At 72.3% G+C, this 17251-nt stretch carries 14 protein-coding genes and 1 pseudogene; 10 read left to right on the forward strand and 5 right to left on the reverse strand.

Annotation, left to right across the window (positions count from 1 at the left end; genetic code table 11):
* Window positions 1–26: 26 nt before the first annotated feature.
* The 9 genes and pseudogenes from uvrC (at window position 27) to ET471_RS13480 (ending at window position 9313) form a co-directional block, all read left to right on the forward strand.
* Window positions 27–2087 (forward strand): excinuclease ABC subunit UvrC, encoded by a 2061-nt coding sequence (gene uvrC / locus ET471_RS13440; RefSeq protein ID WP_129189112.1) that lies wholly within the window; start codon window positions 27–29, stop codon window positions 2085–2087.
* Window positions 2084–3021 (forward strand): annotated as a pseudogene (gene rapZ / locus ET471_RS13445) (RNase adapter RapZ). Before uvrC ends, rapZ begins: the two are co-directional and overlap by 4 nt.
* Window positions 3022–3026: 5 nt before the next feature.
* Window positions 3027–4046: a gluconeogenesis factor YvcK family protein gene (locus ET471_RS13450; RefSeq protein ID WP_165350494.1), complete on the forward strand. Its 1020-nt coding sequence runs from the start codon at window positions 3027–3029 to the stop codon at window positions 4044–4046.
* Window positions 4047–4129: 83 nt separating this feature from the next.
* The gene (gene whiA, locus ET471_RS13455) at window positions 4130–5110 is read left to right on the forward strand and encodes a DNA-binding protein WhiA (protein WP_129189114.1); all 981 of its coding nucleotides are present in this window, start codon (window positions 4130–4132) and stop codon (window positions 5108–5110) included.
* 262 nt (window positions 5111–5372) lie between these two features.
* A complete protein-coding gene (gene gap / locus ET471_RS13460; RefSeq protein WP_129189116.1) occupies window positions 5373–6377 on the forward strand; it encodes a type I glyceraldehyde-3-phosphate dehydrogenase in 1005 nt (334 codons plus the stop codon).
* Between the two features lie 145 nt (window positions 6378–6522).
* On the forward strand, window positions 6523–7749 hold the full coding sequence (locus tag ET471_RS13465) for a phosphoglycerate kinase (protein ID WP_129189118.1): 1227 nt from the start codon (window positions 6523–6525) through the stop codon (window positions 7747–7749).
* 10 nt (window positions 7750–7759) lie between these two features.
* Window positions 7760–8545, forward strand: coding sequence for a triose-phosphate isomerase (gene tpiA, locus ET471_RS13470; protein WP_129189120.1), 786 nt, complete (start codon window positions 7760–7762; stop codon window positions 8543–8545).
* A 98-nt stretch (window positions 8546–8643) separates the two neighbouring features.
* Entirely contained in the window at window positions 8644–8886 is a 243-nt protein-coding gene (secG, locus tag ET471_RS13475) for a preprotein translocase subunit SecG (RefSeq protein WP_129189122.1), read from the forward strand.
* 70 nt (window positions 8887–8956) lie between these two features.
* Entirely contained in the window at window positions 8957–9313 is a 357-nt protein-coding gene (locus ET471_RS13480; protein WP_129189124.1) for an RNA polymerase-binding protein RbpA, read from the forward strand.
* 64 nt (window positions 9314–9377) lie between these two features.
* Here ET471_RS13480 and pgl read toward each other — a convergent pair whose 3' ends face one another.
* From pgl to tkt, 5 genes are all read right to left on the reverse strand, one after another.
* Window positions 9378–10127 (reverse strand): 6-phosphogluconolactonase, encoded by a 750-nt coding sequence (pgl, locus tag ET471_RS13485; RefSeq protein ID WP_129189126.1) that lies wholly within the window; start codon window positions 10125–10127, stop codon window positions 9378–9380.
* Window positions 10124–11065 (reverse strand): glucose-6-phosphate dehydrogenase assembly protein OpcA, encoded by a 942-nt coding sequence (gene opcA / locus ET471_RS13490; protein WP_129189128.1) that lies wholly within the window; start codon window positions 11063–11065, stop codon window positions 10124–10126. Before opcA ends, pgl begins: the two co-directional genes overlap by 4 nt.
* Window positions 11065–12606 (reverse strand): glucose-6-phosphate dehydrogenase, encoded by a 1542-nt coding sequence (gene zwf / locus ET471_RS13495; protein WP_129189130.1) that lies wholly within the window; start codon window positions 12604–12606, stop codon window positions 11065–11067. The genes opcA and zwf overlap by 1 nt, the downstream gene beginning before the upstream one ends.
* Entirely contained in the window at window positions 12603–13736 is a 1134-nt protein-coding gene (gene tal, locus ET471_RS13500; protein ID WP_129189132.1) for a transaldolase, read from the reverse strand. The genes zwf and tal overlap by 4 nt, the downstream gene beginning before the upstream one ends.
* Before the next feature lie 154 nt (window positions 13737–13890).
* Window positions 13891–15999 carry a transketolase gene (tkt, locus tag ET471_RS13505; protein ID WP_129189134.1) on the reverse strand — a complete coding sequence of 703 codons (2109 nt, stop codon included), beginning with the start codon at window positions 15997–15999 and terminating at the stop codon, window positions 13891–13893.
* Between the two features lie 328 nt (window positions 16000–16327).
* On the opposite strand from tkt, the gene ET471_RS13510 reads away from it, so the two are divergent.
* Complete coding sequence (locus ET471_RS13510) at window positions 16328–17242, forward strand: heme o synthase (RefSeq protein ID WP_129189136.1); 915 nt, start codon at window positions 16328–16330, stop codon at window positions 17240–17242.
* Window positions 17243–17251: the final 9 nt, after the last annotated feature.

Genomic DNA, 17251 nt, shown 5'->3' on the forward strand with positions numbered 1-17251 from the left:
TCGGTGCCGCGGCATAGGGTTGTGGCATGCCGGATCCCGCCACCTATCGCCCTGCGCCGGGGGAGATCCCGACGTCGCCGGGGGTGTACCGGTTCCGCGACCCGCACGGGCGCGTCATCTACGTCGGCAAGGCGAAGAACCTGCGCTCGCGCCTTTCGAGCTACTTCCAGGACCTGTCCAACCTGCACTCGCGCACGCAGACGATGGTCACCACGGCCGCGTCGGTCGAGTGGACCGTGGTGGGCACCGAGGTCGAGGCGCTGGCCCTCGAGTACTCGTGGATCAAGCAGTTCGACCCCCGCTTCAACGTCAAGTACCGCGACGACAAGTCGTACCCGTTCCTGGCCGTCACGATGGCGGACGAGTTCCCCCGTGCCCAGGTGATGCGCGGGGCCAAGCGCCCCGGCACGCGGTACTTCGGCCCGTACGGCCACGCGTGGGCCATCCGCGAGACGCTCGACCTGCTGCTGCGCGTGTTCCCGATCCGCACCTGCTCGGCGGGCGTCTTCCGGCGTGCCGGGCAGTCGGGCCGCCCGTGCCTGCTCGGCTACATCGACAAGTGCTCGGCCCCGTGCGTGGGCCGTATCAGCCCGGAGGACCACAAGGCGCTGGCCCAGGACTTCTGCGACTTCATGGCCGGCGACACCGCCCGCTTCGTGCGCCGCATCGAGAGGCAGATGCAGGAGGCCGCCGCCAGCATGGAGTACGAGCAGGCGGCCCGCCTGCGCGACGACGTCCAGGCCCTCCAGCGCGCCCTGGAGAAGAACGTCGTCGTGCTCGGCGACGCCACGGACGCCGACATCTTCGCGCTCGTCGGCGACGACCTCGAGGCCGCCGTCCAGGTGTTCCACGTGCGCGGCGGGCGCATCCGCGGCCAGCGCGGCTGGGTGGTGGAGAAGGTCGAGGACGTCACCGACGCCCAGCTCGTCGAGCACCTGCTCCAGCAGGTGTACGGCGGCGAGGGGGAGGCGTCCGTGCCGCGCGAGGTGCTCGTGCCCGTGCTGCCGCCCGACCCGCAGCAGGTCATGGCGTGGCTCGCCGGGCTGCGCGGCTCCAAGGTGGACGTCCGCGTGCCGCAGCGCGGGGAGAAGCGCGAGCTCGCCGAGACGGTCCGCAAGAACGCCGAGCACGCCCTGGTGCTGCACCGCACCCGCCGCGCGGGCGACCTGACCACGCGGAGCCAGGCGCTGCGCGAGATCCAGGAGGCGCTCGACCTCGCGACGGCCCCGCTGCGCATCGAGTGCTACGACGTCTCCCACACGCAGGGCACGTACCAGTCCGCGTCGATGGTGGTGTTCGAGGACGGGCTGCCCCGCAAGAGCGAGTACCGCTCCTTCAGCATCCGCGGCCCGGAGGGCGAAGGGGCGCGCGACGACACCGCCGCGATGTACGAGGTCATCACGCGGCGGTTCCGCCGGTACCTCGCCGACCGGGCGCGGTCCGGCGAGCTCGAGCTCGACCTCGAGTCGGGGGAGGTCGACGCCGAGGTGGAGGCGGCCGAGGACAAGAAGCGGTTCGCGTACCCGCCCCACCTCGTCGTCGTCGACGGCGGCCCGCCGCAGGTCGCCGCCGCCCAGCGCGCGCTCGACGACCTCGGAGTCACCGACGTCGCCCTGTGCGGCCTGGCCAAGCGCCTCGAGGAGGTGTGGGTGCCGAACGACGACTACCCCGTCATCCTCGAACGCTCCTCCGAGGGCCTCTACCTGCTCCAGCGCGTGCGCGACGAGGCCCACCGGTTCGCCATCACGCAGCACCGCAAGCGGCGCAGCAAGGGCATGACGGTGTCCGTCCTCGACGACGTCCCCGGCCTCGGCCCCGCCCGGCAGAAGGCCCTGCTGACGCACTTCGGCTCCGTCAAGCGGCTGCGCGCCGCGAGCGTCGAGGAGATCGCCAGCGTCCGCGGCATGGGCACGACGACGGCGGAGGCCGTCGTCGCCGCGCTCGCCGGGCCTGGCGCCCGCCCTGCCGCCGGACCAGGCACCGAGCCCACGGCCGGACCAGGCCCCGAGCCCGCCGCCCGGCCCCCGGCGCCAGACGTCCCGCCCACCGCTCCCGACGGCGATCCGGCTGGCATCCTGACCCCATGACGGAGCCGACGCACCCGCCCACCGTCCCGCACGGCCTGCCCGCCGTCGAGGCGGCCGCGCACACGCCCGACCGGCAGGAGCCGGAGGTCCTCGTCATCACGGGCATGTCCGGCGCGGGGCGCACGCGCGCGGCGAGCGTGCTCGAGGACCTCGACTGGTTCGTGGTCGACAACCTGCCGCCCATGATGATCGTGCCGCTCGTCGACCTCATGACCCGCGCGGGCTCCGCCGTCGAGCGGCTCGCCGTCGTCGTCGACGTGCGCGGGCGGCAGTACTTCTCCGAGCTGTCCGGGGCGCTCGGGCACCTGCGCGCCGCGGGCGTGCAGTACCGGATCCTGTTCCTCGACGCGACCGACGAGGAGCTCGTCCGGCGCTTCGAGGCCGTGCGCCGCCCGCACCCGCTCCAGGGCGACGGCCGCATCCTCGACGGCATCGCCGACGAGCGGCGCGCGCTCGCCGCCATCGCCGAGCGTGCCGACACCGTGATCGACACCAGCAGCCTGTCCGTGCACGACCTCGCCCGCGAGGTGCGGGCCGCCGTCGCCGACGGCGCCCCGAGGTGCTGCGCGTCAACGTGGTCGCGTTCGGCTTCAAGTACGGGCTCCCGCTCGACGCCGACCACGTCGTCGACGTCCGCTTCCTGGCCAACCCGTACTGGATCGGCGAGCTGCGCCACCTCACGGGCCGTGACGCCCCCGTGCGCGACTACGTGCTCTCGCGTCCCGGCGCCGCGCTCTTCGTCGACCGGTACGTCGCCGCGCTCGAACCCGTGCTGACCGGGTACCTGCACGAGGAGAAGCGGTACGCGACCATCGCCGTAGGCTGCACGGGCGGCAAGCACCGCTCCGTCGCCGTCGCGGAGGAGATCGCCACCCGTCTGCGCGCGCAAGGCCTCCGCGTCACCGTCACCGCCCGCGACCTGGGCAAGGAGTAGCACCTTTGGCAGTCCCGCCCACCCCGCCCGCAGTCCCGCCGCCGCGCGTGTCCTCGTTCCGCTCCGGGCACTCGCGCGGTCCCCGGGTCGTCGCCCTCGGCGGCGGGCACGGCCTCTCCGCGAGCCTGCGCGCCCTGCGGCACGTCTCCGACCGGCTCACCGCCGTCGTCACCGTCGCCGACGACGGCGGGTCGTCCGGCCGGCTGCGCGAGGAGCTCGGCGTGCTCCCGCCCGGCGACCTGCGCATGGCGCTCGCGGCCCTGACCGACGACTCCGACTGGGGCCGCACCTGGTCGGCCGTGCTCCAGCACCGGTTCGTGACCGACGGCCCGCTCGACCAGCACGCCGTCGGGAACCTGCTCATCACCGCCCTGTGGGAGCTGCTGGGGGACACCGTCACGGGCCTGGACTGGGTGGGCAGGCTGCTCGGCGCGCGGGGGCGCGTGCTGCCCATGGCGTCGGTGCCGCTCGTCGTCGAGGCGGACGTGCGCTGCGAGGACGGGCCGTGCACCGTCGTCGGGCAGGTCAACGTGGCGAAGGCCGCCGGGCGCATCGAGCAGCTGCGGCTGCACCCGGCCGACCCGCCGCCGTGCGACGAGGCCGTCGCGGCCGTGCGCGAGGCCGACTGGGTCGTGCTCGGCCCCGGCTCCTGGTACTCGTCGGTGCTGGTGCACCTGCTGGTGCCGCAGCTCTCGGCGGCGCTGCACGAGACGTCCGCGCGCCGCTGCGTGACCCTCAACCTGTCGCCCGACGCCGAGACCTCGGGCCTGACGGCCGTCGACCTGCTGGACGCGCTGCACCGGCACGCGCCCGGCCTGCGCATCGACGTCGTGCTCGCCGACCCGTCCGCGGTCGAGGACGTCGTGGCGGCCGAGGCCGCTGCGGCGCGGCTCGGGGCGCAGCTCGTCATGCGGCAGGTCGCCCTGGGCGACGGCACCGCGCGGCACGACGCGCTGCGCCTGGCCGCCGCCTACCGGGACGTGTTCGACCGCGTCCTGGGCGACGTCGCGCCGCCCGGGGCGTAGGCGCAGCGACGTCGGGCGCCGCGTCGGCGACCCCGACACGCCGACGCGCATTTCGTGCGACACGCCGTGGCAGGATGGCCGCCATGGCGCTCACCGCACAGGTCAAGAACGAGCTCGCGCGGCTGCGCGTGACCCGCACGTCGTGCCGCAAGGCCGAGGTCTCCGCGATGCTGCGGTTCTCGGGCGGGCTGCACATCATCTCGGGCCGCGTCGTCGTCGAGGCGGAGCTCGACACCGAGGCCGCGGCGGCGCGGCTGCGCGTCGCGATCGCCGAGCTCTACGGCCAGCAGAGCGACCTCATCGTGGTGCAGGCCGGCGGCCTGCGGAAGCACCACCGGTACGTGGTGCGCGTGGTCCGCGAGGGGGAGTCGCTCGCCCGGCAGACGGGCCTGCTCGACCAGCGCGGGCGGCCCGTGCGCGGGCTCTCCCCGGAGGTCGTCTCGGCGGGCGTCCAGGAGGCCGAGGCGGTGTGGCGCGGCGCGTTCCTGGCCCACGGCTCCCTCACCGAGCCGGGCCGCTCCATGGCCCTCGAGGTGACCTGCCCCGGCCCGGAGGCCGCGCTCGCGCTCGTCGGCGCGGCGCGCCGCCTCGGCGTGCACGGCAAGTCCCGCGAGGTGCGCGGCGTCGACCGCGTCGTGATCCGCGACGGTGAGGCCATCGGCGAGATGCTGCGCCGCATGGGCGCGACGACGACGCTCGACGTCTGGGAGGAGCGGCGCGCGCGGCGCGAGGTGCGCGGCACCGCGAACCGCCTGGCGAACTTCGACGACGCGAACCTGCGCCGCTCGGCGCGCGCCGCCGTCGCGGCCGGGGCGCGCGTGGAGCGCGCGTTCGAGATCCTCGGCGACGAGGTGCCCGACCACCTGCGCGAGGCCGGCACGCTGCGGCTCGAGCACAAGCAGGCGTCGCTGGAGGAGCTCGGCCAGCTCGCGGACCCGCCGCTGTCCAAGGACGCCGTCGCGGGCCGCATCCGCCGCCTGCTGTCGACGGCGGACAAGCGCGCCCTCGAGCTCGGCATCCCGGACACCGAGGCGGGACTGAGCCCGGACCTCCTCGACCTGTGACCGGGTGTGACACACGCGACGCCGGGTGGTCGGACCACGCGCGCCACCAGCCGATCCATGCGGCGCGCGAACCCGGATCGCGGTATAGGCTCCATGGCGTCAGGTGACGACGACGTGACCTTCCCCACGGGAAACGTTGGCTTCGTGCCTGGGTCACGCGGGGGAGATGTGCGTCCAGTTCACCAGCGCGTTCAAGCACGCGCTGTTCAAGGCATCTACGTGTGTGCGTCGGGGGATCCGGCGCGCCCCTGAGGAGGGCATTGTGACCATCCGCGTCGGGATCAACGGCTTCGGCCGCATCGGGCGTAACTTCTACCGGGCCATCGTCGAGTCCGGTGCTGACATCGAGATCGTCGGTGTCAACGACCTCACGGACAACAAGACGCTCGCGCACCTGCTGAAGTACGACACGGTCCTCGGCCGCCTCGGCCAGACGGTGGACTTCGACGACGAGAACATCATCGTCGACGGCAAGGCCATCCGCGCCCTCGCCGAGCGTGACCCCAAGAACCTGCCGTGGGCCGAGCTCGGTGCCGACATCGTCATCGAGTCGACCGGCTTCTTCACGGACGCCGAGAAGGCCAAGGCCCACATCGAGGCGGGCGCCAAGAAGGTCATCATCTCCGCCCCGGCGAAGAACGAGGACGCCACGTTCGTCATGGGCGTGAACAGCGACCAGTACGACCCGGCCGCCCACCACATCATCTCGAACGCGTCGTGCACCACGAACTGCCTCGCCCCCATGGCGAAGGCGCTCAACGACGCCATCGGCATCGAGCGTGGCCTCATGACCACGATCCACGCCTACACGGGTGACCAGAACCTGCAGGACGGCCCGCACCGCGACCTTCGTCGTGCCCGCGCCGCCGCGCAGAACATCGTCCCCACCTCGACGGGTGCCGCGAAGGCTGTCGCCCTCGTGCTCCCCGAGCTCAAGGGCAAGCTCGACGGCTTCGCCATGCGCGTGCCGACGATCACCGGCTCGGCCACCGACCTGACCTTCACCGCCTCGCGCGAGGTCACGGTCGAGGAGGTCAACGCCGCGGTCAAGGCTGCCGCCGAGGGCCCGCTCAAGGGCGTCCTGTCCTACGTCGAGGACGAGATCGTGTCGTCGGACATCGTGACCGACCCGCACCAGTCGATCTTCGACGCCAAGCTCACCAAGGTGAGCGGCGACCTGGTCAAGGTCGTCTCGTGGTACGACAACGAGTGGGGCTACTCCAACTCGCTCGTCAACCTCACCGTGCTCGTCGGCGAGAAGCTCTGACTCTCCCGTAGCCCAGCGTGAACCGAAGGCCGCGTGCGTGGTTTCGACAAGCTCAACCGCCGGTGGTTGAGCTCGTCGAGACCCCACGCGGCCTTCGTCGTCCCGCCCCCTTGACCACCCACTCCTCCGATCATCTGGAGTACTTGTGAAGACCATCGCCTCCCTCGGCGACCTCACGGGCAAGAAGGTCCTCGTCCGCGCCGACTTCAACGTGCCGCTGTCCAAGGACGGCACGAAGACGATCACGGACGACGCCCGCATCGTCGCCGCGCTGCCGACGATCAACGCCCTGCTCGACGCCGGCGCGGCCGTCGTCGTCATGGCGCACCTCGGCCGCCCGAAGCCCGTCGGTGAGTTCACGTTCGACGAGAGCTTCACCCTCGCGCCCGTCGCCGCGCGCCTCGCGGAGCTGCTCGGCAAGCCCGTGCCGCTGGCGAAGGACCTGACCGGCCCGTCCGCGCAGGAGACCGTCGCCGCGCTCCAGCCGGGCGAGGTCGCCCTGCTCGAGAACGTCCGCATGGACCCGCGCGAGACGTCGAAGGTCGACGCGGAGCGTCAGGCCGAGGCCGCCGAGCTCGCGCAGCTCGCCGACGCCTACGTGTCCGACGGCTTCGGCGTCGTGCACCGCAAGCAGGCGTCGGTCTACGACATCGCCCAGATCCTGCCCGCCGCGGCCGGCACGCTGGTCTTCAAGGAGGTCGACTCGCTGTCCAAGGCGACGACCGACCCCGAGCGCCCCTACGTCGTCGTCCTCGGCGGCTCGAAGGTCTCGGACAAGCTCGGCGTCATCTCGAACCTCATCGAGAAGGCCGACCGCCTGCTCATCGGCGGCGGCATGATGTTCACCTTCCTCAAGGCCCAGGGCCACGAGGTCGGCACGTCGCTGCTCGAGGAGGACCAGGTCCCGACGGTCCAGGGCTACCTCGCCCGCGCCGCCGAGCGCGGCGTCGAGATCGTCCTGCCGATCGACGTCGTCGTCGCCGACTCCTTCGACGCCCCGGCCCCGGCCGGCGTCGTGGCCGCCGACGCGATCCCCGCCGACAAGATCGGGCTCGACATCGGCCCCGCCTCGGGCGAGCTGTTCGCCGCGAAGCTGGCCGACGCGAAGACCATCGCCTGGAACGGCCCCATGGGCGTGTTCGAGCGCGAGGACTACGCGGGCGGCACGCGCGCCGTCATGGACGGCCTCATCGCGGCCGGCCGCAACGGCGCCTTCACGATCGTCGGCGGCGGCGACTCGGCTGCGGCCGTCAAGACGCTCGGCTACGACACGGCCGACTTCGGTCACATCTCCACCGGTGGTGGCGCGTCCCTCGAGCTGCTCGAGGGCAAGACGCTGCCGGGCATCGACGTCCTTGCCGACGAGAACTGAGGGCTGACAGATGACGAACCGCACCCCGCTGATGGCGGGCAACTGGAAGATGAACCTGGACCACCAGGAGGCCATCGCCACCGTCCAGAAGCTCGCGTGGACCCTCAAGGACGCCAAGCACGACTACGCGTCCGTCGAGGTCGTCGTCTGCGCGCCCTTCACCGACCTGCGCTCCGTCCAGACCCTGGTCGACGGCGACAAGCTCGAGGTCAGGTACGCGGCCCAGGACGTCTCCCAGCACGAGTCCGGCGCCTACACGGGCGAGATCTCGGCGACGATGCTGGCGAAGCTCGGCTGCGCCTACGTCGTCATCGGCCACTCGGAGCGCCGCGAGTACCACGCCGAGTCCGACGCGCTGGTCAACGCGAAGGTCCGCGCCGCGTTCGGCAAGGGCATCACGCCGATCCTGTGCGTGGGCGAGGGCCTGGACGTCCGCAAGGCGGGCGACCAGGTCTCGTACACGCTCGCGCAGGTCGAGGCCGGCCTGGCCGACCTGACCAAGGAGCAGGTGGCCCAGATCGTCATCGCCTACGAGCCCGTGTGGGCCATCGGCACCGGCGAGGTCGCCACGCCCGAGGACGCGCAGGAGGTCTGCGGTGCGATCCGCGCCCTGCTCGCCGAGCAGTTCGACGAGGAGGTCGCCGCGGCGACCCGCGTCCTGTACGGCGGCTCGGTGAAGTCGTCCAACGTCGCCGACATCATGGCGAAGCCGGACGTCGACGGCGCCCTCGTGGGTGGCGCGAGCCTCGACCCCGAGGAGTTCGCGAAGATCGTGCGCTTCCAGTCGCACGCCTGACCCTCACCACTCACCACGCGACGCGCGCCCTTCGAGGGTCGGCCCCGGGCAACCGGAGGTTTCCCTCGGAGGGCGCGCGTCACCTAGGCTGGAGCACTATGGACGTCCTGCGCATCATCCTCCAGGTCCTGCTGGTCATCACCAGCGGGTTCCTCACCCTGCTGATCCTCCTGCACAAGGGCAAGGGCGGCGGCCTGTCCGACATGTTCGGCGGCGGCATCTCGGCGAGCGCCGGGTCCTCCGGCGTCGCGGAGCGGAACCTCAACCGCATCACGGTGTCTTTCGCGATCGTGTGGGCCGTCGTCATCGTCCTTTTGGGACTCATTCAGAAGCTCGGCTGACCTCAGGTACTCTCCTCACGTCGTCGGCACCGTGGCGGGCGACGCGAGTCGAAGGTGAGGACGGGCGGACATGGCTTCTGCAGGTCATGCGATTCGTGGTTCGCGCGTTGGCGCAGGCCCGATGGGCGAGTCGGAGCGCGGCGACATCGCGCCCCGCGCTCGCATCTCCTACTGGTGCGTCAACGGGCACGAGACGCAGACGGTCTTCGCCGTCGTGGCGGAGTTCACCCCGCCGGCACAGTGGGACTGCCAGCGGTGCGGCTTCCCCGCCGGGCTGGACCAGGCGGCCCCGCCGCCGGCCGTGCACCACGAGCCGTACAAGACGCACCTCGCGTACGTGAAGGAGCGCCGCTCGGACGAGGAGGGCGCCGCCCTCCTCGACGAGGCGCTGGCGGTGCTGCGGCGCCGCCGCGGCGAGTACGTCTAGCAACGACGAAGCCCTGGTGGTCGGACTCCGACCACCAGGGCTTTCGCCTTGCCCGGCAGGCTCCCTACGGGGCGTCCGAGGCCGCGGTGTCCAGCAGCCACAGCGTCCGGTCCGTGCCGTGCACGCCCGACGCCGGGACCTCCGTGACGGTGTGGCCCGCGAGGGCCGCGGCGGCCTGCTCGGCCTTCTCGGCGCCGGCCGCCACGACCCACACCTCGCGGGCCGCGTTGACGGCCTCGAAGGTCAGCGAGACGCGCTCCGCGGGCGGCTTGGGGGAGTGGTGCACCCCCACCGTCGTGCCGCCGGCCGCCAGGGCCTCGTGCCCCGGGAACAGCGAGGCGACGTGACCGTCCGGGCCCATGCCGAGCAGGAGCACGTCGAACGCAGGCGCCGCGGCGCCCGCCTCGGCGTGCGCCGCGAGCTCCGCCGCGTACGCCTGCGCCGACGCCTCGGGGGAGTCGGCGGCGTCCGGGCCGGCCATCGGGTGCACGTTGCCCTCCGGCAGCCCCCAGGACGCCGTCAGGGCGTCGAGGAGGGCCGCGCGGGCCTGCGTCTCGTTGCGGTCCGGGTCGCCGGCGGGCAGGTAGCGCTCGTCGCCCCACCACAGGTGCACGCCGGACCAGTCGACGGCCCCGACCAGCGGGCTCGCGGCAGCGGCCGCCAGCGTCCTGATCCCGACCGTGCCGCCCGTGAGGACGACGTGCACCGGCCGGCGCACGGACTGCACGTCGAGGAGGCGCGTGAGCAGCCGCGCGGCGGCGGCCTGGGCCAGCACGTCGGCGTCCGGGTGGACGACGACGAGCCGGCCGGTCACGCGGCGTCCCCCGCGGCCTCCGCGTCGACGGCCCGCAGGCCCGAGACGAGGGCCTCCGCGTAGACCTCGTCGGGGTCGAGACGACGCAGCTCCTCGATGATGGCCTCGCTGAGCTTGCGGATCGGCAGCGCGATCCGGCGGTCCGGCGAGCCTGTCTGCGAGATCGTCACGATGCGCCCGTCGGGCCGGTCGAGGACGATCTCGCCGCTCTTGCGCCGGAGCACGACGCGCGTGATGGCCGTCGTGCCGGGCTTGTGCGCGATCGTCGTCGGCGTCTTGAGGCGGGCGCGCAGCCAGCCCGCCAGCAGGTCGAGCGACGTGTGGCCCTTCTCGCCCTCGATGACGACGCTCGTGACGGGCTCGAACGGGGGCTGCTCGACGGCCGCCGCCAGCAGGCCGCGCCACAGCGTGACACGCGCCCACGCGAGGTCGGTGTCGCCCTCGGCGTACTGGTCGGCCAGCGAGCGGATCATCGTCTCCGGGTCGGCCGACATGACCGAGTCGGTGATACGCCGGTGGGCGATCCGCCCGATGGGGTGCTCCGACGGCGTCTGCGGCGCCTCGCGCGGCCACCAGACGACGATGGGCGCGTCGGGCAGCAGGAGGGGCATCACGACGGCGTCGGGCTGCTCCTGGAGCGGCCCCGCGGCGCGCAGGACGACCACCTCGGACGCGCCGGCGTCGCCGCCCACGCGGATCTGCGCGTCCAGGCGCGGCGCGGCGTCCAGGGGACCCGCCGACGCGAGCACGAGCACGCGGCTCGGGTGCTCGCGGCTGGCCTCGTTGGCGGCCTCGACGGCCGTCTCGACGTCGGCCTCGTCGGCGATGATCACCAGGGTGAGCACGCGCCCGAGGGCGACGGCGCCGCCCTCGTCGCGCAGGCGCACCAGGCGCTTGTCGACCGCGGTGGTGGTGGTCTCAGGCATGTCGATGATCATCAGGGCCTCCTCCAGGCACGGCCGTCACGGGCCATCATCGCGTCGGCCGAGGCGGGGCCCCAGGTGCCGGCGGGGTACTGCTCGGGACGGCCCTGCTTGGCCCAGTACGCCGTGATCGGGTCGAGGATCTTCCAGGAGAGCTCGACCTCCTCGCGCGTCGGGAAGAGCGGCGGGTCGCCCAGCAGCACGTCGAGGATGAGGCGCTCGTAGGCCTCGGGCGAGGACTCGGTGAAGGCGTGGCCGTAGCCGAAGTCCATCGTGACGTCGCGGACCTCCATCGCGGTGCCCGGCACCTTGGCGCCGAACCGCATCGTGACGCCCTCGTCGGGCTGCACGCGGATGACCAGCGCGTTGTTGCCGAGCTCGGACGTCAGCGACGACTCGAACGGCAGGTGCGGCGCCTTCTTGAACACGACGGCCACCTCGGTGACGCGGCGGCCCAGGCGCTTGCCCGTGCGCAGGTAGAACGGCACGCCCGCCCAGCGGCGGTTGTCGATGTCGAGGCGGACGGCGGCGAACGTCTCCGTCGTGGACTCGGGGTTGAACCCCTCCTCTTCGAGGAAGCCGACGACCTTCTCGCCGCCCTGCCACGCGGCCGCGTACTGGCCGCGCGCGGTGTGGCGGCCCAGGTCGTGGGGGATGCGGACGGAGGACAGCGCCTTGATCTTCTCGGCGCGCAGCGCGTTCGCCTCGAAGTTCACCGGCTCCTCCATCGCCACGAGGGCGAGGAGCTGGAGCAGGTGGTTCTGGATGACGTCGCGGGCAGCGCCGATGCCGTCGTAGTAGCCGGCGCGGCCGCCGATGCCGATGTCCTCGGCCATCGTGATCTGCACGTGGTCGACGTAGTTGTTGTTCCAGATCGGCTCGAACATCTGGTTCGCGAAGCGCAGCGCCAGCAGGTTCTGGACCGTCTCCTTGCCCAGGTAGTGGTCGATGCGGAACACCGACTCCTGGTCGAACACCTCGGACACGACGGCGTCGAGCTCCTTGGCCGACTCCAGGTCGTGACCGAACGGCTTCTCGATGACGACGCGGCGCCAGGCGCCCTCCTGCGGCGTCGAGAGGCCGTGCTCCTGGAGCTGCTGGACCACGGTGGGGAACGCGCTCGGCGGGATCGACAGGTAGAAGGCGTGGTTGCCGCCCGTGCCCCGCTCCGCGTCGAGCTTCTCGACCGTGCGGCGCAGCTCGGCGAACGCCTCGTCGTCGTCGAACGCGCCCTGGACGAACCGGATGCCCTCGGAGAGCTGGCGCCAGGTGGCCTCGCGGAACGGGGTGCGCGCGTACTGCTTGACGGCGTCGTGCACCACCTGCGCGAAGTCCTCGTCCGCCCAGTCGCGGCGCGCGAAGCCCGTCAGCGCGAAGCCCGGGGGCAGCAGGCCGCGGTTGGCCAGGTCGTACACCGCCGGCATGAGCTTCTTGCGCGACAGGTCGCCCGTCACGCCGAAGATGACCAGCCCGGACGGGCCCGCGATGCGCGGCAGGCGCAGGTCGCGGGGGTCGCGCAGCGGGTTGTGCTCCGCGGTGATCTTGGCGGGCCTCACTCGGCTCCTCCCTGCGTCGCGGCGGCGTCGAGGCCGGCCTGCGTCGTCTCGAGGAGCTGCGACCAGCTGACCTCGAACTTGTCGACGCCCTCGGTCTCCAGCTGGGTCGTGACCTTGTCCAGCGAGACGCCCTGGGCCTCGATGGCGACGATCTGGGCCGCGGCCTCCTCGGCGGTGCCGGTCACGGTGTCGCCGAGCACGATGCCGTGGTCGGCGAACGCGTCCAGCGTCGCCTCCGGCATGGTGTTCACGACGCCGGCGACGACGAGCTCGTCGACGTACATCGTGTCGCGGTACTCGGGGTTCTTCACGCCCGTCGAGGCCCACAGGGGGCGCTGCGGCTGGGCGCCGGCGGCCTTGAGGGCGGCCCAGCGCTCGCCGGCCACGACCTCCTCGTAGGCGGCGTAGGCCAGGCGCGCGTTGGCGATCGCCGCCTTGCCGCGCAGGGCCGCGGCGTCGTCGGTGCCGACCTTCTCCAGCGCGGCGTCCACGGCGGAGTCGACGCGCGAGACGAAGAACGACGCGACCGAGCCGACGACGGACAGGTCGTGGCCGTTCGCCGTCGCCTGCTCGAGGCCGGCGAGCCACGCGTCCAGGACGGCGCGGTAGCGCTCGATCGAGAAGATGAGGGTCACGTTGACCGAGATGCCCTGGGCGAGCACGCGCGTGATGGCCGGCAGGCCCTCGACGGTCGCGGGGATCTTGATCATGACGTTGGGGCGGCCGACGGTCGCCCACAGGCGCTCCGCGACCTCGACCGTGTGCTCGGTGTCGCGCGCCAGGCGCGGGTCCACCTCGATGGACACGCGGCCGTCGACGGCGTGCGTGGCGTCGTAGACGGGGCGCAGCACGTCGGCGGCGTCGCGGACGTCGTCCGTCGTGATCCGCTCGACGGCGGCCTCGACGTCCGTGCCTGCGAGCGCGGCGAGGGCGCCCGCGTAGGCGTCGCCCTTGCTGAGCGCGGACGCGAAGATCGTGGGGTTCGTGGTGACTCCCACCACGTCCTTCTCTGCGACCAGGGCTGCGAGGTTGCCCGTGGCGAGGCGCTCGCGGGACAGGTCGTCGAGCCAGATCGACACCCCGGCCTCGGAGAGCCTGTGCGTGGGGCGGGTGTCGTTGGAGCTTGTCATGCGGGGTCGGACCTTCCTTGTGGTGGCGCCGGTCTCGACCGCGTCGACGACCGGCTGAACTGTCCGTCACGGGTGCTCGTGGAAGCACCCGCGTACTGCAACCTAGCGAGACAGGGGCCGGCCCGAACGCTCGGACCGGCCCCTGCCTCTCATGTCACGCCTGCGCGGCCGCGATCGACTCGCGCGCTGCGCTCACCACGGCCTCGGCCGTGATGCCGAACTCCGCGAACAGCGTCTCGGCCGGGGCCGAGGCGCCGTAGTGCTCGAGCGAGACCGAGCGGCCGGCGTCGCCGACGATGCCGGCCCAGCCGAGCCCGATGCCGGCCTCGACCGACACGCGGGCCTTGACGCCCGCCGGGAGCACCGACTCGCGGTACTCGGCCGACTGGCGCGCGAACCACTCGAGCGACGGGGCCGAGACGACGCGGGCCTTGATGCCCTCGGCGGCCAGGGTCTCGCGCGCCCGGACGGCGAGCTGGACCTCGGAGCCGGTGCCGATCAGGATCACGTCCGGCGTGCCGTCGGTGTCCAGGAGCGTGTACGCACCCTTGAGGACGCCCTCGGCGGAGGCGAAGCCCTCCTCGCCGCGGGGGAACGTCGGCAGGTTCTGACGCGAGAGGATCAGGCCGGCCGGGTTCTTGGTGTTCTCGATGATGCCGCGCCACGCCCAGACGGTCTCGTTCGCGTCGGCCGGGCGGACGATGTCCAGGCCCGGGATCGCGCGGTAGGCCCACAGGTGCTCGACCGGCTGGTGCGTCGGGCCGTCCTCGCCGAGGCCGATCGAGTCGTGCGTCCACACGAAGATCGACGGCGTCTGCATGAGGGCGGCCAGGCGGACGGCGCCGCGCATGTAGTCGGCGAACTGGAAGAACGTGCCGCCGTAGGGGCGCGTCAGGCCGTGCAGCGTGATGCCGTTGAGGATCGCGCCCATGCCGTGCTCACGGATGCCGAAGTGGAGGGTGCGGCCGTAGATGTCGCCCTTCCACGTGCGGGTCTGGTGGTTCTCCGTGATGAACGACGGCTCGCCGTCCATGGTCGTGTTGTTCGAGCCGGCAAGGTCGGCCGAGCCGCCCCACAGCTCGGGCAGCACCGGGGCGAGCGCGGTCAGCGTCTTGCCCGAGGCGACGCGGGTGGCGACGCCCTTCGGGTCGGCCGGGAACGTCGGCAGGGCCTCGGTCCAGCCGGCGGGCAGCTCCTTGGCCGTGAGGCGCTCGAGCAGCGCGGCGGCCTCCGGGTTGGCGCCCTGCCAGGCGGCGAAGGCCTCGTCCCAGGCGGCGCGCTCGGCGGCCTGACGGTCGGCGACGGTGCGCGTGTACTTGAGCACCTCGTCGTCGATCTGGAACGACTTGGTGGTGTCGAGGCCCAGGGCCTCCTTGAGGCCCTCGACCTCGGCGCCGCCCAGGGCGGAGCCGTGGATCGCGTAGGTGTCCTGCTTCTTGGGCGACGGCCAGCCGATGATGGTCGACAGGCGGATCAGGGTCGGCTTGCCGGTCTCGGCCTTGGCGGCCTCGATGGCGGCGGCCAGCGCGGCGACGTCCTCGGTGTACTCGCCGCCGCCGTTGGTCCAGTCGACCTCGAGCGTGTGCCAGCCGTACGACTGGTAGCGCAGGACGACGTCCTCGGAGAACGAGATGTCCGTCTGGTCCTCGATCGAGATCCGGTTGTCGTCCCAGATGACGATGAGGTTGCCGAGCTCCTGGTGGCCCGCGAGCGACGCGGCCTCGGAGGTCACGCCCTCCTGGAGGTCGCCGTCACCGGCGATGACGTAGACGTGGTGGTCGAACGGCGAGGCGCCCGGGGCGGCCTCGGGGTCGAGCAGGCCGCGCTCGCGGCGCGACGCGAAGGCGAAGCCGGTGGCGGCCGCGAGGCCCTGGCCCAGCGGACCGGTGGTGATCTCGACACCGGTGGTGTGGCCGACCTCGGGGTGGCCCGGGGTCTTCGAGTCCCACTGGCGCAGCGCCTCGATGTCCTCGATCTCCAGGCCGTAGCCGGCCAGGAAGAGCTGGAGGTAGATCGTCAGCGACGAGTGGCCCGCCGACAGGATGAACCGGTCGCGACCGACCCAGTGCGCGTTCGACGGGTCGTGACGCATGACCTTCTGGAAGAGCAGGTATGCCGCGGGGGCGAGCGAGATCGCGGTGCCCGGGTGGCCGTTGCCGGCCTTCTCGACGGCGTCGGCGGCCATCGCCTTGATCGCCGTGACGGCCCGCTGGTCGAGGTCGTTCCACTCGAACGGGGTCAGAGCGGGGTCGAACGTGCTCACGAATGCCTTCTTCCTGTCCAGGGCATCGCGGCCCCGGGGATCGTGTACGGGTTGCCTCTCATGTGCCGACGCGCTACTTCCCAGGACCTGCGCTGGGTGGGTCTCGGCCTGAGCGGCGGCCAGTTGCGGATCCAGCGTATATCGAGGGGGTGTCTCGGGGGTGTGGCTGTCCGGCGGTTGTCCGCCAGTCGTCACCAACAGTCGCTGCACCTCCGGGCCTTCCCCGCAGGTCGGCGTCGTGCGTCACACCGATGACGGTGCCCGTCGCAGGAGGGCAGCCGTAGGATGTGGCCAGAACCCCGCCCACCAGAACGGAACAGCGACGCGCGTGAGCACGAGCCAGATCGTCCCCGGCCGCCTGCGTGACCGCGTCGGCGCCTACGTCGCTCTGACGAAGCCGCGCATCATCGAGCTGCTGCTGGTGACGACCATCCCGACGATGATCCTCGCCGAGCGGGGCCTGCCGAACCTGTGGCTGGTGCTCGCGACGCTCGTCGGCGGCGCCCTGGCCGCCGGGTCGGCCAACGCCTACAACTGCTACTACGACCGCGACATCGACGCGGTCATGAGCCGCACCAAGCGCCGCCCGCTGGTCACGGGGGAGGTCACGCCCCGCAACGCGCTGATCTTCGCCACCGTGCTGGGTGTCGTGTCGCTCGTGTGGTTCGCGCTGCTGGTCAACGTGTTCTCGGCCTGGCTGACGTTCGCCGCGATCGCGCTGTACGTCGTCTTCTACACGATGATCCTCAAGCGGCGGACCTCGCAGAACATCGTGTGGGGCGGCGTCGCCGGCTGCATGCCCGTGTTCATCGGGTGGGCGGCCGTCACCGGCTCGCTGAGCTGGGCGCCCGTCGCGCTGTTCGGCGTCATCTTCTTCTGGACACCGCCGCACTACTGGCCGCTGAGCGTGAAGTTCAAGAAGGACTACGCCGCCGCCGGCGTGCCGATGCTCCCCGTGGTCGCCTCCGACCGCCGCGTGGCCACGGAGATGGTGGTCTACACGGCCGCGATGTTCGTGTGCTCGTTCGCGCTGGTCCCGCTCGCCGGGATGACGTGGGTGTACACGGTGGTCGCCGCGCTCCTGGCCGCGTGGTTCGGCTGGCAGACGTGGCTCATGCTCGACCACGCCCGCCACGGCCGCGCGAAGACCGGCAAGGTGGCCATGAACGTCTTCCACGCGTCGATCACGTACCTGACCGTGCTCTTCGTCGCCGTCGCCGTGGACGTGTTCCTGCCCTTCTGACGACCGGCG

Origin of the sequence: Xylanimonas protaetiae, from assembly GCF_004135385.1 — a bacterium.
GTDB classification, from domain to species: Bacteria; Actinomycetota; Actinomycetes; order Actinomycetales; family Cellulomonadaceae; genus Xylanimonas; species Xylanimonas protaetiae.